At 33.6% G+C, this 13,800-nt stretch carries 14 protein-coding genes and 1 tRNA gene; 10 read left to right on the top strand and 5 right to left on the bottom strand.

The window, feature by feature from the left end; translation table 11 throughout:
* Positions 1 to 14 precede the first annotated feature (14 nt).
* Positions 15 to 88 (top strand) — tRNA-Ala (locus BLP44_RS19550).
* 108 nt (positions 89 to 196) lie between these two features.
* On the opposite strand, the gene BLP44_RS23015 is transcribed toward BLP44_RS19550, so the two are convergent.
* Entirely contained in the window at positions 197 to 373 is a 177-nt protein-coding gene (locus tag BLP44_RS23015; RefSeq protein WP_008465182.1) for a hypothetical protein, read from the bottom strand.
* Positions 374 to 572: 199 nt separating this feature from the next.
* Between BLP44_RS23015 and BLP44_RS19545 the strand changes: the two genes are divergently transcribed.
* The 7 genes from BLP44_RS19545 (at position 573) to tnpA (ending at position 4,569) form a co-directional block, all read left to right on the top strand.
* Positions 573 to 1,016, top strand: a complete 444-nt coding sequence (locus BLP44_RS19545) for a hypothetical protein (protein ID WP_008465184.1) — start codon at positions 573 to 575, stop codon at positions 1,014 to 1,016.
* On the top strand, positions 1,013 to 1,408 hold the full coding sequence (locus BLP44_RS19540; RefSeq protein ID WP_244511824.1) for a hypothetical protein: 396 nt from the start codon (positions 1,013 to 1,015) through the stop codon (positions 1,406 to 1,408). Before BLP44_RS19545 ends, BLP44_RS19540 begins: the two co-directional genes overlap by 4 nt.
* A gap of 34 nt (positions 1,409 to 1,442) precedes the next feature.
* The gene (locus tag BLP44_RS23190) at positions 1,443 to 1,604 is read left to right on the top strand and encodes a hypothetical protein (RefSeq protein ID WP_244511823.1); all 162 of its coding nucleotides are present in this window, start codon (positions 1,443 to 1,445) and stop codon (positions 1,602 to 1,604) included.
* A gap of 27 nt (positions 1,605 to 1,631) precedes the next feature.
* Entirely contained in the window at positions 1,632 to 2,063 is a 432-nt protein-coding gene (locus BLP44_RS19535) for a YybH family protein (RefSeq protein WP_091135395.1), read from the top strand.
* Positions 2,064 to 2,186: 123 nt separating this feature from the next.
* Entirely contained in the window at positions 2,187 to 3,218 is a 1,032-nt protein-coding gene (locus BLP44_RS19530) for an oxidoreductase (RefSeq protein WP_091135393.1), read from the top strand.
* A gap of 66 nt (positions 3,219 to 3,284) precedes the next feature.
* A complete protein-coding gene (locus BLP44_RS19525) occupies positions 3,285 to 3,869 on the top strand; it encodes an SMI1/KNR4 family protein (protein ID WP_091135391.1) in 585 nt (194 codons plus the stop codon).
* Positions 3,870 to 4,116: 247 nt separating this feature from the next.
* On the top strand, positions 4,117 to 4,569 hold the full coding sequence (gene tnpA / locus BLP44_RS19520; protein WP_091135389.1) for an IS200/IS605 family transposase: 453 nt from the start codon (positions 4,117 to 4,119) through the stop codon (positions 4,567 to 4,569).
* Between the two features lie 212 nt (positions 4,570 to 4,781).
* Here tnpA and BLP44_RS19515 read toward each other — a convergent pair whose 3' ends face one another.
* Genes BLP44_RS19515 through BLP44_RS19505 form a run of 3 tightly spaced genes read right to left on the bottom strand, consistent with a single transcriptional unit; the run spans position 4,782 to position 7,631 of the window.
* Complete coding sequence (locus tag BLP44_RS19515; protein ID WP_244511822.1) at positions 4,782 to 5,753, bottom strand: lipid A deacylase LpxR family protein; 972 nt, start codon at positions 5,751 to 5,753, stop codon at positions 4,782 to 4,784.
* Positions 5,728 to 6,519, bottom strand: a complete 792-nt coding sequence (gene mtgA, locus BLP44_RS19510) for a monofunctional biosynthetic peptidoglycan transglycosylase (RefSeq protein WP_008465200.1) — start codon at positions 6,517 to 6,519, stop codon at positions 5,728 to 5,730. Before mtgA ends, BLP44_RS19515 begins: the two co-directional genes overlap by 26 nt.
* A complete protein-coding gene (locus BLP44_RS19505; RefSeq protein ID WP_091135385.1) occupies positions 6,519 to 7,631 on the bottom strand; it encodes an NAD(P)/FAD-dependent oxidoreductase in 1,113 nt (370 codons plus the stop codon). Before BLP44_RS19505 ends, mtgA begins: the two co-directional genes overlap by 1 nt.
* A gap of 203 nt (positions 7,632 to 7,834) precedes the next feature.
* Here BLP44_RS19505 and BLP44_RS19500 point away from each other — a divergent pair, with 203 nt between their 5' ends.
* Together BLP44_RS19500 and BLP44_RS19495 are read left to right on the top strand one after the other, a co-directional pair.
* On the top strand, positions 7,835 to 9,736 hold the full coding sequence (locus tag BLP44_RS19500; protein WP_091135383.1) for a S9 family peptidase: 1,902 nt from the start codon (positions 7,835 to 7,837) through the stop codon (positions 9,734 to 9,736).
* A gap of 182 nt (positions 9,737 to 9,918) precedes the next feature.
* Positions 9,919 to 12,357, top strand: coding sequence for a hybrid sensor histidine kinase/response regulator (locus BLP44_RS19495; protein ID WP_091135381.1), 2,439 nt, complete (start codon positions 9,919 to 9,921; stop codon positions 12,355 to 12,357).
* A 23-nt stretch (positions 12,358 to 12,380) separates the two neighbouring features.
* Here BLP44_RS19495 and BLP44_RS19490 read toward each other — a convergent pair whose 3' ends face one another.
* The gene (locus BLP44_RS19490) at positions 12,381 to 13,736 is read right to left on the bottom strand and encodes a sigma-54-dependent transcriptional regulator (protein WP_008465205.1); all 1,356 of its coding nucleotides are present in this window, start codon (positions 13,734 to 13,736) and stop codon (positions 12,381 to 12,383) included.
* Positions 13,737 to 13,800 lie beyond the last annotated feature (64 nt).

Genomic DNA, 13,800 nt, shown 5'->3' with positions numbered 1-13,800 from the left:
CTCCGAAATAATCAGGGGGATTAGCTCATTTGGCTAGAGCGCTACGCTGGCAGCGTAGAGGCGACCGGTTCGAATCCGGTATTCTCCACAAATTTAAACCCGACAGATTTTAAAACCTGTCGGGTTTAGTATAAATATTTTTTTCGAAGAAGGCTCGAAATGACAAACTGTTTATTTAGATTTTTAAAATTTCTATCTATTTCTCATTTGCAGCATCATCTGCATCCACTCTCTTTTTCTCAGCTTTTTTAAAATCGTTGTTTAGCAACTTTTCCAATTTCTTTTTCTCTCGCTGATTTTTTCTGATTGTTAGCACAACAAGAATAATTACCAATATTGCTACAATCGCTATTATATTCCAATTGATATCCATAATTTGAAATTTTAATTAAAGGTAAATAATCAAAATTATCTTTCATGTTATCAAACAGTTAAGTATTTCATTTTTTAATAAAACTTATTTTGATGCAATTATACTATTTGAAAGATATTTCTTCAAAAACTGTTTTCTATTTTTGTGTGAAACAAAATTCCGAACAGGATATTTTTTATAGCTTATCAAACATTTCAAAATGAATCAGAACTTAAAAAACAAAATATTTTCACTCTTAAAGAAACTTATTCTTATTGCAGTTTTTCTTTTCGTTTTTACTTTCGCAGAAATCTACTGGGCAATGGGAAGCTTTTCTGAAAGAATGTCAAGTGGTTGTTTAGATTGTTCTTTTTTTGATGATGCTTATTTAATGTCCGTATTCACAACCGTTTTTCTAACCATTGTTTTTTTGCTGTTTACACTCATAAAAAACAAATATTTACAAATCGGACTTGAATTAGTTTTCTTAATTTCGATTTGGTTTCTCTGGAATTATGGCATTTTCGTTGATCGTGAATCTTCGTGGAGCACATATCTTCTGAATGAAGAAATTATGTACACACTTTCATTTTCCTTCTTCCCTATTCTAGTTTTATCAACTGTTATGCTTTTTGCTTTACATTATATTTTAGGAAAATTATGAGTAAGAGTAAAAAAATGATATTGCGAGTTTATTTCATTATCTGTGCGATTTTTGTGCTGGATTGTCTTTTATATTATTTTAAAGAAATCAGTCTGCGCGGTTATTATAGTGATGTAGTATTATCATGGGTTTGGCTAATAAGCAGTTTTGTAATTATCATTGTTTTTTGGAAAAAACTCATTTCAAAACTTTTTTTAGCAACAATACTGGTAACATTTGCATTGAGCATTATAGCCATGATGCTTCCGTTTTATGCTTTACTGCTATCGAGCACATCTTTAGGTTTGTATCAAAATAAAGATCTCAACAAAAATTACAGAGCGCAAATTGTTGGCTACGGCGTGATGGTCCAACCGTGGTTGGAAGTAATTGAGAAAAAAGGGATTATTTGAAAAAAGAATTATCAAATGCATCGATTCTGAGATTATGAATGATAATTTGAATATCAAAATTAGAACAGCAAAAGATATTCTATTTAAAAATGAAACCGATAGCACGCTGACTTTGACCCTCTTTTATGGTGGACCAAACAAAACCATTACTTTCGATAAAAAGACAGGAAATATTGCCGCAATAAAAAGCAATTAAATTTAGAATTAACTTAAAACTATCGATATGCGTCACTTAAAACTATTATTTTTTGCTTCTTTACTAATGCTTTCTTTTAAAGGCATTTGTCAAGATAAAATTTCACAACAAGTACTCGACCGTCTAAAAGCTCAGCAAGCTTGTTGGAACAATGGTGATCTTGAAGGTTACCTTGATTTTTATGCTCCTGTAGATTCGGTTCGTATGATTTACACTGCTGGTGTGGTTTACGGAAAAAACAATATTGCCGATTTCTACAAAAAATATTGGCCAAAAGAAAGAATGGGAAAATTGACTATGACCGATTTTGTTGTGGAACCACTTTCGAAAAAAGATGCTTTTGTAAGCGCAAAATTTAGCGTCGAAGCTCCAAATGGCAAAAACAGTTCTGGCCATTTTTCAGGAATAATGCGAAAGATAAATGGCGTTTGGTATTTGTATGTTGACCATTCGGGATAAAATAAATGAACATAAGGGAATACAGCTTATTTTTAAAAATTTGAATTTGGCTGAGTTTCAATTTAAAAACAAACAAAGTATTTTCGTACACGATAAAAAATCGAATAGATCTACAAATATAAAATGGCAACAAAATCATTACTTATATCAACCGCTTTTTTAATTCTATTATCTGCCTGTAACAAAAAAGAAAATACCTCAACGGCTACACTTCCAGAAGTAGCAGAACACGCAGAAATTGAAACTGATACTCTTCAAACGGAGGAAACTTCAAAAAAAGAAAGCATATATCTATTTAATGTTACTGCAAAAGACAGCAATGATATTGCTTTTGTTTCGCTTTCGGATATTTATCCTGTTAGCGACGAAAAAGATACGCTCGTTTTGCCCAACATAGAAAAAATGGGAAAATACGATGCGCAATATTTTACATTCGATAAAAATTACAGAAAAAGATTTTTGTCTAAAACCAATATCTCAGAAACCGATTCAATGTTTATTTACGATTATGCCAAAAACAAACAAGTTTCTTTTGCAGTAAAAAACTTGAAAACGGCTGCAATGTTAAACGGATATTCTTCGGAAGAAGATTGGCCTTATCATAATTATGATTTTATGATTGGTTTTGAAATCAATAAAAAATATTTAAACGGTTTCAGCGAATATTACAGAGATGCTTTGGTATATGTTGGTAAAGAAAATCCGTTTTCTAAAGAACGTTTGAAACCCATTGTGTGGAAAAAAATTGCAAAAAAGGATTATCCGTCAAAAGCATTGAAAAATGACGACCGTGCTTTGCTAAAAAACACAGTAACAGGCAATACGTATTTTTACAAAACAGACAGTTATGAATATTTTTTACAAGACTACCTAGATAGTAATAAAATAATTTATGGCAGACGCCTTTTGGTTGTCGATTCTAAAAGTAAAAATGTCATAATCGAAAAACTTTTCAGTCAAAGCGAAGGCACATCTCCTTCTCCACTAAATTATGAAAATGGAGAAAATTCTGTTGACCAATGGACAGGAAAACTTTTTAAAAATAAACCTGAAGTAGTTTTTGGTTTCGAATATGTTTCTTTCGGCTGTCCGAGTATTTCGGTAATTGATAAATCAAACGAAGAAATTAGTATTCAGTGCGACAATCGTCATTAAGAGCTAAAAATTCCAAATTCCAAATTCCAAATTCCAAATTCTAAATAGAAAAAATCTAATATAACTATGCAAGAAATTAAAAACCGTATTGCCCTATGCGAACTCGAATATGATGAAATCCAAGAATCAACTTTAGCTTCAGATGAAGAAATACAGGAACTGGCTTCTTATTTCACACAACCTTTGCCAAAAGAATTAATCACTTTCTATAAAACTATTGGAGGAATTGAATCTGACGAAACCTTCAGCATTTTTTCTGTAGAAAATCTTCTTAATCAAATTCAAGAAAGAACAAACTTAAAACACAATTCTACCGGAATTATCGATATGATTATTGCTTTTTGGGGAAATGATCGACCAGAATTTCAAGAATATAAATTTCTTACCGAAGAACAAACTCAAAAAATAAACGAAGCTTTTCCGTGTATTGGCTGGATGATGTCTGAGGAAGACATTAACGAAAGCGGCGAATATGTTATTTTCGATAAAAACGGAAACTTCGCAAACATCTACTGCCATCAGGACAAAATTAAATCTACGGTAAATCAATTATTAGGACTTTTAGAATCTGGTCTTCCAGGAAGATCTCTAGAAAATGTTCTGGAAGAGTTGTTTGAACGCGCCGAAGGAAATTTAAGCCGTTGGGATTAAGATCAATCTTCTAAATCTTAAATTTTCGAAGAAAAAAACTTTCAATTCTTTATAACGAAAAGCCATTTCTAAAAAAAACAGAAGTGGCTTTTTTTTTGAATTATATTGTGACTTATTATGTCATAAATAAAACTTTTGGAGTCCAAATTCTGTATTTGCATATACAATATTTGCATTTCAAATCATCAGCATTTGACACAAATCTTTCTGCTTAAAATTCATCAATGCAATTATAAAAGAGAAAAATATGCCACAATCGTTATACAAAGTATATGTGCATCTAGTGTTTAGCACAAAAAAGCGTTATCCGTTTATTGACGACAATTTAAAAGAGAAATTATGGGCTTATCTTGGAGGAATTTGCAAAGGTTTAGAATGCAATCCCATTCAAATAGGAGGATATAATGACCATGTTCATATTCTATGTCTGTTATCTAAAAAGATTACACAAATGAAATTGGTTGAAGAAGTAAAAAAACGATCATCAAAATGGGTAAAAACGGTAGATACGCGTTACTCTAACTTTTATTGGCAGGATGGTTATGGCATTTTTTCTGTTAATCCTTCACAATTAGATATCGTTATAAAGTACATTAAAAACCAAGAAGAACATCATAGAAAAAAGACATTCAAAAAAGAACTTCTAGCCTTTCTAAACAAATATAAGGTTGAATATGACGAACGCTATCTTTGGGATTAGGCTTTCGCCCTTTCAGGGCTGGATTAACTGTATTAATTTGCATTCGTATTCATATTCATATTCATAACGAGTTGCGTTATGCTAGTGGTTGCGCTCTTTCAGAGCTATCTTTATTATAGACTGAAAGCCTATCAGCATCAAGATAGTGCAACGCACTATGAGCACTATGTAGCACTAGAGAACTAGAGACACTGTAGAATGTATAGCTTAGCCTATCTAAGCAAAAACCCCATCCTTATCGACCCATAAAAATATCCCGAATTCGTATCAATTCCAGAATCATTCAATTCTCTTCCGCGATAGAGGAAAGAATAAGATATGTTGAAGTTGTTGTGTCGGTATTTCAAACCAGCTTCGGCGTTAAAACGAAGCGGTTCCAAATCGAAAGTGATTGGACTTGTATCATTAAACATACTGCCTTCAATCGTCGCATCATAAAACTGATAATTGACGCTTGGCGCTGCGTAGAAATAAAACTCTCTAATATTTAGCTGTTCATTTGCGCTTACCGAAGCATTATGCATATTAGAATCGTAAATTGGAAGGAGTTTTTTAAATCCAAATCTCGCCATAAATCCTGTAGAAACTCCTGAGAAAATAGTTCCCAGATTGCCTTCTGACTGCCAATGAAAATCTACAAAATCATTATGTTTTGAAGGAAACATTTTTTTTGAATAAATAACATGCGCCTGCAATCCTAAAGCATTATGAATCTGGTTTTCCCAACCATATACTTTTTTGTAGCCGATCAATTTATGAAAACCCTCTTGCAATTCCTCTCCAAATGCATTTGGCCCAAGAAAGCCAATTTGAAAATCGGTCTTTAAAACTGATTCGCTTTGATAAAAAAAGCTTTTTCCAACTTCTGCAAAAAGATAACCCGCAAAAGGACGATCGTTTATCGTAACGGCCTCTTTGTTTAGAAAACGTGGATTATAAAGATATTGCCCAATTCTAAATTCGGTAATTTCCTTATTGATTTTCTCACTGTTGTTTTTAGATAAAAATCGATAAAAGAGTTCCAAGCCATTGGTATAATACATATCGTATTTAGACGATGTGTACAAATCGTTGTCAGATATAAAACCTATTTCTGTTGTTTTTCCTTGCCCAAAAGTTAACGTTACAGTCAAAATCAGAAAAGCAAAAAGCGCTTTTTTACTTTTTCTTTTCTTCTTTTCCATTGTAATTGATTTTTCCAACATAACGCATCTCGCGCACAATTCTTTCCTTTCTTCTATTAATGTAGCTTGAAGAACCTGTAGCTTTAAATTTTCTTGGGTTTGGCAATATCGCCGCAATTCCAGCTGCTTGCATTGGAGTCAAACTCGAAGCGTCTCTTCGGTACCAATGTTCTGTAGCTGCATAGGCGCCGTAAACACCATCACCCATTTCAATACTGTTCAAATACACTTCCATAATGCGTTCTTTGCCCCAGATCAATTCTATTAGAATCGTAAAATAAGCTTCGAGACCTTTACGGAAATAACTTTTTCCTTGCCATAAAAAGACATTTTTGGCCGTCTGTTGCGAAATGGTGCTTCCGCCTCTAATTCGGCGTCCGCGTTCGTTACTTTTATACGCTTTTTGAAGTGCTTTAAAATCAAAACCATTGTGGGTTAAAAAAGTTCCATCTTCACTTGCAATTACAGCTTTTTGCAAATTCATTGATATTTTATCAATCGGTTCCCAATCGTGGTCAAAATAAACTTCTTTACCAGCCATTTTATTTTCGATGGCACGAATGAGCATTAATGGCGTAAATGGCACTGGAACGTATTTAAAAAATATAACCGACCCAATTGATAATCCAAAAAACCATAAAGCCGCTTTAATAAAAAACCATTTTACTTTTTCGCCAAAAGAACGATTCGATTTTTTGGAAGACGTTTTAGGTTTTGGTTTACTTGCTGTTGTTTTTTTTGGTGCTGGTTTTTTGGTTGCTGCCATTATATTAAATCTGCTAATTCTGTTCCTATTAAACTTCCTATTGCCACTCCCATTCCGCCTAGACGCACTCCGCAGAACACATTTTCAGAAAGCTGGGTCACAACAGGATTCTTACTATTTCCGACTCCCATAATACCGCTCCAACGATGCGAAATCTGAAAATCCTGATTTGGTAAAATTACATTTTTCAGCAAATCTTCCAATTTATTTTGAATAATTTTCGTCTGTCCAAATTCGGCAGTTGTTTCTCCCTCAAAATCAAGGTTTCTTCCTCCGCCTAATAAAATTCGATCGCCAATATTTCTGAAATAATAATAACCTCGGTCTAAATGAAACGTACCTTTGATGTCTAAATTGTGAATTGGTTCTGTAATAAGCACTTGCGCTCTGGCTGGCTTTACTGCTCCGTTTGTCAAAGAGCTTGCAAAACCATTGGTTGCAAAAAGCAGTTTTTGTGTTTTAAAGCTAAAATCATTTAAAACCACTTCGACATGATTTCCTGCATCAAGATAGGAAGTAACTGTCTGCTGATTTAGAATTAAAATAGTTGAAGAAACAGCTTGCCTTAGCAATTCCTGCATCATATTTCCAGTATCAATCTGCGCTTCAAACGGATTAAAAATTAAATAATCCTGAATATTTTGAAATCCGAATCGGTCTACTTCTTTCGAAAAAACATCGGTCTTGAAAAGTGGTTTTAAAACTTCATTGATAAACGGAATTTTAGAAATGCATTCATTAAATCCAAATTCATCTTCTTTCAAAAACAATTCATATCCGCCATGAGGTTTAAAATCAATAGCCTGATCACCTAATCTTTTTCGAAGCAACTGAAGTCCTTTCCAGCGTTTCTCAATAAGTGCCACAACATCTTCTTCTGAATGCGTTTTTAAGTCATCCATAATTTCAGAAAGACTTCCGAAACAGGCAAAACCGGCATTTTTTGTACTGGCGCCTTGTGGCAACATTCCGCGTTCGAGAACCAGAATTTTAGCAGCAGGAAATCTTTCGCGCAAGCGTAATGCAGTATGAAGACCTACAATTCCGCTACCCACAATTGTGTAATCTACATTCGTGAACCAATTTTTAAGTTCCCAATAGCTTAGTTCCATTTTAAGAGTTTTTTATAAAAATACTGATTTTTTGATAGCTACAAATTCACGAATTATTTTTTGATAATCTTTGAGAATAAAAATTCGTGAATTCGTGGCGAAAAAATTTATCTCAGAATTTTAACAATAATTGGGATTTGGAATTTAACAACTTGGAATTTAAATGTTGTATTTTTAGCGCACAAAAAATAGAATAATTAATTATGAAAAAAGTAGTATTAACAACCTTAATAATGATGAGTTTAAATGCTATCGGACAGAATGTAATGTCACCAGAATTGTTATGGAAATTAGGGAGAGTGACGCCTCTTGGCATTTCTAAAGATGCAAAAAATGTCGTTTTTAAAGTTTCAACGCCTTCTGTGGCCGATAACAAATCGACTTCTAAAATCTACACGATTCCTGTAAACGGAGGAACTGCAACTGAGATTAAAGACACTAAAGAAATTTTAGCTGATAAAAATATTTCGCCTGACGGAAAATTTGTCGTTTACAATGAAGAAGTAAAACTTGAAAGTGTTTTAGGTAAAGATTTTTATCCAAGTCTAACAAAATCTGATGCTCAAATTTATGACGGATTAGATTATCGTCACTGGGATACTTGGAACGAAGGAAAGTTTAATCACGTTTTTTATAAAGAAAACAAAGACGGAGCAAAAGGAACCGACGTCATGAAAGGTGAAAATTTCGATTCTCCGCAAAAACCTTTTGGCGGTGACGAAGATTATATCTGGTCGCCAGACAGCAAAAGCATTTTTTATGTGTGCAAGAAAAAAGCGGGAACTGCTTATGCTATTTCTACCAACACAGACATTTATGAGTACAATTTAGAAACTCAAAAAACAATTAATAAAACCGAAGGTAATTTAGGTTATGATACTGCACCGCAATTTTCTCCAACAGGAAATTTATCTTGGCTGCAAATGAAACGTGACGGTTACGAGTCTGATAAAAACGATATTATTGTTGAATTTAAAGGCATCAAAACTAACTTGACAGCAAACTGGGACGGAACTGTAGATAATTTTATCTGGAGTAAAGACGGGAAAACAGTATTTTTTGTGGCGCCAATTGATGGTACAAAACAACTTTTCTCAGTTAATTTTCCTGGTTTGACTAAAATCGCAATCAATGTTCGCCAATTGACAAACGGAGATTTTGATGTGAATGATTTAATTGGTTTCTCTGGAGATGATATTATTGTTACTAGAACAGACATGAATCACGCTGGAGAAATATATTCTTTCAATTTGAAAAAAAATACTTGGAAACAATTATCAAACATCAATACAGAAACGTATAAAACTTTAGCTTTAAGCAAAACCGAAAGACGTTATGTTACTACAACCGACGGCAAAAAAATGCTAGTTTGGGTAATCTTACCTCCAAATTTTGATGCTACTAAAAAATATCCAACTTTATTATTCTGTCAAGGAGGACCACAAAGTCCATTGACACAATCGTACTCTTTCCGTTGGAATTTCTCTTTGATGGCCGCAAAAGGTTATGTAGTGGTAGCGCCAAACCGCCGCGGAATGCCAGGACATGGTGTTGAGTGGAATGAACAAATCAGTAAAGATTGGGGCGGTCAAGTTATGGACGATTACCTTTCTGCCATTGATGATGTGGCAAAAGAAAGCTATGTTGACAAAAGCCGTTTGGGTTGCGTTGGAGCTAGTTACGGAGGATATTCCGTATTTTATTTAGCTGGAATTCACAAAAACCGTTTCAAAACTTTCATTGCTCACGATGGTGTTTTCAATACCGTTTCAATGTTAGGAACAACTGAGGAAGTTTTCTTTAATAACTGGGATTTTGGAGGACCATATTGGGAAAAAGATAACGCTGTAGCACAAAAAGCGTATACTACTTTCAACCCTGCAACTTTGGTTCAGAATTGGAATAAGCCAATTTTAATTTTCCAAGGAGGTAAAGATTTCCGTGTTCCAATCGGGCAAGGACAAGAAGCTTTTCAAGCAGCTCAATTAAGAGGAATTAAAAGCCGATTTGTGTATTTCCCAGACGAAAACCATTGGGTTTTAAAACCGCAAAATGCTCAAGTTTGGCAAGGTGAATTCTTCAAATGGTTGGATGAGACTTTGTAAAACCTAAAAATTATATCTGACAGCCGTAGATTTACATAATCTACGGCTGTTTCTGTTTTTAGACATTAGAATTATGTAAGATATTGACCGATTTACTATTCCGTAAACAGATTTTTTTAGATAAATTGCAATGTTTTTAATCCCCGAAAATCGAACCGAATCCCAAATCTTTCAAGCAAAATATGGAGACCAAAAGAAGTTACACCGCAATCAAAGTTTTATTCAGCTATGTTGCATTATTGGCTTTGGTTGTTACAGTTGGGTGGTTTCTGTATTCTGAAAATGTGGTTTATAACAAGCTTGAAGATAAGATCGCTTTAGAAAAAACCAAAATCCTTAGAGTCAGCCGACTTTATTCGAATGTCTATAAAACTGAGAGCTTAGCCAGACAGACAATTCAGAATAATTCTGAAAAAGATTTTAAAAATTATCTAATCGAAACCGATTCGCTTCGCAAACGTATCGATACTTTAAAACAGATTGTTACGACAGAATACCAGAAAACACTTTTGGATAGTGTCACTTATTTCTTGGCAGAAAAGACAGAAAACATCAAGCAATTAAGAGAAATCAAGAATAAAGCAGACGATGAAACTTCTGTAAATAATGCGATTGATGAAATCACGAAAATGGAGTTTAATCTTAGAAAACTCGAACTTCAGGATTTCACTAAAAACCCTAATCAATTAGGAAGTTACCAGCGAAGTGTTCTGCAGCGTTATGTCGATTATTTAAATTCAAACATTCCTGATGACAGCACTAACACGCTGAGCAAAAAAGCTTCAGATTCTATTTTGGCCAATTCTAAAAAGCTTTTGAGTTCTGTAAAAATAAAAGCCGAAAAAAAGAAAGAATCTTTGAATTTTGAAGAAAACAAATTGCTTCAAAATGAAATCGCCATTTCAGATCAGCTAAGAAAAATACTTCGAATTATTGAGCGAGAGATTATCATCAATTCGATAAAGAACAATTCATTAAAAGAAAAATCATTAAAAAGAGTCAACGAAATTGTTACGGCTTCTGCTGTTATTGGTTTGTTGCTGACAGTCTTTTTCTCAATTTTGATTGTCAGCGATTATTCGAAATCTCAGTTGTACAAAAAACAGCTTGAAATCGCGAATTTTAAAACCAAAAATCTGTTGAAAAGCCGCGAGCAATTAATTTCAACTGTAAGCCACGATTTAAAAACTCCTTTGAGTACCATTGTCGGTTATTCTGAACTTTTAGGCAATTCAGATGTCAATACCAAGCAATCCTATTTCATTAAAAACATTAAAAATTCGTCTGAATATATAACTCAGCTTGTTCAGGATTTATTGGATTTTTCGCAGATTGAAGCAGGAAAAATTTCTATAGAAAAAGTTCCATTTTCATTACCCGAAATTATTGAAGATGTTGCTAGAAACATTCAGACGGTTTACAAACAGAAAGACATCGATCTGATCATCAACGTAGACGAGCAGTTTCAGAAACGCATTGTTGGCGATCCTTTTCGTTTAAAACAGATTCTGACCAACATTATTGGAAATGCTTATAAATTTACCGAAGAAGGTCATATTCGAATTGCCGCTTACGCGAATGACGATCAGTTTTTTACAATTTCGATTCAAGATACTGGAATTGGAATTGAAAAAGCGAATCAGAAGTTGGTTTTTGAAGAATTTGCACAAGCCAATGAAGGCATTGAAAAGAAATATGGAGGAACTGGTTTAGGTTTGTCAATTTGCCAGAAGATCATTTCTATTTTGGGCGGAAGCTTAAGTTTAGAAAGTATTTTTGGAAAAGGAAGCACATTTACTATTCAGTTGCCATTATTATTTGATAGCAGCCAGGGGAATATTATTTTAAACGAAACCAAAAGCAAACTTTCAAAAAAAATCAAAAAACAAACTTTTATTGTTGTAGATGACGATATAAATCTCTTGAATTTGACCAGCGGTGTTTTAAAACAGGAACAGCATCAGGTTTTATCGTTTACCAATCCTGCTAAAGCTCTAGAAGCGCTTCGAAATACGCATTTTGATTTTGTCATTACTGATATTCAAATGCCAGAAATCGACGGATTTTTGTTTTTAGAGAAACTTCGCGAGCTTCCCGAAACTGTATTTAAAAATCAGCCTGTCATTGCACTTACAGGACGTACAGATTTGGATCTTTCGGTATATAAAAATGCTGGTTTTACTACGGTTATAAAGAAACCTTATTCGCCAAAAATTTTATTGGAAACGATTCAGCATATTTTGGATCATGAAGAAATTCCTGTGAATGAATATATTGAGAGCACAACTAATGCTTCTCAAATCTATTCTCTCGAAACTTTGAAAGATTTTTTGGGACAAGACGAATTGGCGTTAAAAGAAGTTTTAAAATCTTTTATTGACACGACAGTAGAAAATTTAGGCTTTTTGAAAATCGCGGTTCAAGAAAAAAATTATGATGAAATAAAATCTATCGCGCATCGTATTGCTCCGATGTTCAAACAAATTCAGGCGAATGAAATTGGTGAGCTTTTAAAAGATCTCGAAAAAGAAGATTTAGATACGATTGATATAAAAGCAACTTACTCAGATTTACATGAGAAAATAAAAGTTCTTTTTGAAGAATTAAAACACGAGATTTAAAAAACTCTTTTTAAAGTAATTTTTTACTCAATATTGTACTGTTTCAATTTATTGTAAAGTGTCTTTCTGGTAATTTTAAGCAATTTCGCCGCTTCCGATTTATTATTTTGTGTTTTTGATAACGCATGAATAATAGTTTCTTTTTCGTTTTCAGATAATGAAAAAACCTCATTTGATGAAGGTTGTTTTTGAATCTGAAAAAACTCTGCCGGAAGCACATCGCTTTCTATAAAATCTCCACGGGTTAAAAGAGTGGCACGTTTTACGCAATTTTGCAATTCTCGTAAATTTCCTGGCCAGTTGTAATTTTGAAAAATAGAAACTACTTCTGGAGAAAATCCGATAACATCTTTATCTAACTGCTGATTGGCTTTTTCAAGGAAATAATCGGCAAAAACCATTAAATCTTCTCCACGGTCTTTTAAAGACGGTGACTGAATAGAAAATTCATTGATTCTATGGTATAAATCTTCTCTAAAATCGCCGTTTTTTACTGCTTCACGCAAATCTTCATTGGTCGCCGTAATAATGCGTATATCGACGTTTATTTCTTTATTGCTGCCAACGGGTTTAATTTTTCTTTCCTGAAGCGCCCTCAACAATTGAATTTGATTCTCGTATGAAAGATTTCCAATTTCGTCCAAGAACAAAGTTCCGCCATTAGCCGCTTCAAAATATCCTTTTTTATCATTGATTGCTCCGGTAAAAGAACCTTTCAAGTGACCGAAAAATTCGCTCGCTGCCAATTCTTTCGGAATTGCTCCGCAATCTACTGCAATAAAATTATTGTCTTTCCGTCTGCTCTGCTGGTGAATGCTTTTTGCTATGATTTCCTTTCCTGTTCCACTTTCACCAATAATCAAAACAGACATATCTGTCGGGCTTACCAATTGAATATGATCTAAAAGCTTTTTAGAGGCAACAGAAATTCCTCTAACAAATTCATTTTCTGTTGAAACTGGCTTTTTAGATCCTTTTTTCTTTTTCTCTGGAATTTCAGATTGTTCTTCTTCAGCTTTTGGAGCTTGCAATGCATTGGTAATAACCAAAAGAACTTCATCTGGATTAAACGGCTTAGAAATATAATCTGCCGCTCCATTTTTAATGGCTTTAACTGCAGTGTTTACATCAGAATAACCTGTCATCAAAATAACCGGAATATGAGGATGCGAATTTTTAAATTCAGACATCAATCCAATACCATCAGAATCAGGCAAGCGAAGGTCTGTCAAAATCAAATCAAAGGATTCATTTTTAACTGCTTCACGTGCTTCTGAGGCAGAGAACGCTATCGTTACATCGTACGCTTTTTTGATTAGAAATTTTTCTAATAATTTACAAAACGCAATATCATCTTCTATTATTAATATCTTCGGCATCTGCTTTTAGGGACTTTTTGCTAAAATAATATTATTATACTTGTTATTTCATAAAATTATGTAA

Source organism: Flavobacterium anhuiense, from assembly GCF_900101855.1.
GTDB lineage: Bacteria > Bacteroidota > Bacteroidia > Flavobacteriales > Flavobacteriaceae > Flavobacterium > Flavobacterium anhuiense.
The sequence above is the reverse complement of the archived record's forward strand: the minus strand, read 5'-3'. Positions and strand labels throughout refer to the sequence as shown.

What these genes read in the sequence shown, in the direction of transcription:
- BLP44_RS23015 (WP_008465182.1), bottom strand. Translation starts at nt 373, where the DNA reads ATGGATATCAATTGGAATATAATAGCGATTGTAGCAATATTGGTAATT.
- BLP44_RS19545 (WP_008465184.1), top strand. Translation starts at nt 573, where the DNA reads ATGAATCAGAACTTAAAAAACAAAATATTTTCACTCTTAAAGAAACTT.
- BLP44_RS19540 (WP_244511824.1), top strand. Translation starts at nt 1,013, where the DNA reads ATGAGTAAGAGTAAAAAAATGATATTGCGAGTTTATTTCATTATCTGT.
- BLP44_RS23190 (WP_244511823.1), top strand. Translation starts at nt 1,443, where the DNA reads ATGAATGATAATTTGAATATCAAAATTAGAACAGCAAAAGATATTCTA.
- BLP44_RS19535 (WP_091135395.1), top strand. Translation starts at nt 1,632, where the DNA reads ATGCGTCACTTAAAACTATTATTTTTTGCTTCTTTACTAATGCTTTCT.
- BLP44_RS19530 (WP_091135393.1), top strand. Translation starts at nt 2,187, where the DNA reads ATGGCAACAAAATCATTACTTATATCAACCGCTTTTTTAATTCTATTA.
- BLP44_RS19525 (WP_091135391.1), top strand. Translation starts at nt 3,285, where the DNA reads ATGCAAGAAATTAAAAACCGTATTGCCCTATGCGAACTCGAATATGAT.
- tnpA (WP_091135389.1), top strand. Translation starts at nt 4,117, where the DNA reads ATGCCACAATCGTTATACAAAGTATATGTGCATCTAGTGTTTAGCACA.
- BLP44_RS19515 (WP_244511822.1), bottom strand. Translation starts at nt 5,753, where the DNA reads ATGGAAAAGAAGAAAAGAAAAAGTAAAAAAGCGCTTTTTGCTTTTCTG.
- mtgA (WP_008465200.1), bottom strand. Translation starts at nt 6,519, where the DNA reads ATGGCAGCAACCAAAAAACCAGCACCAAAAAAAACAACAGCAAGTAAA.
- BLP44_RS19505 (WP_091135385.1), bottom strand. Translation starts at nt 7,631, where the DNA reads ATGGAACTAAGCTATTGGGAACTTAAAAATTGGTTCACGAATGTAGAT.
- BLP44_RS19500 (WP_091135383.1), top strand. Translation starts at nt 7,835, where the DNA reads ATGAAAAAAGTAGTATTAACAACCTTAATAATGATGAGTTTAAATGCT.
- BLP44_RS19495 (WP_091135381.1), top strand. Translation starts at nt 9,919, where the DNA reads ATGGAGACCAAAAGAAGTTACACCGCAATCAAAGTTTTATTCAGCTAT.
- BLP44_RS19490 (WP_008465205.1), bottom strand. Translation starts at nt 13,736, where the DNA reads ATGCCGAAGATATTAATAATAGAAGATGATATTGCGTTTTGTAAATTA.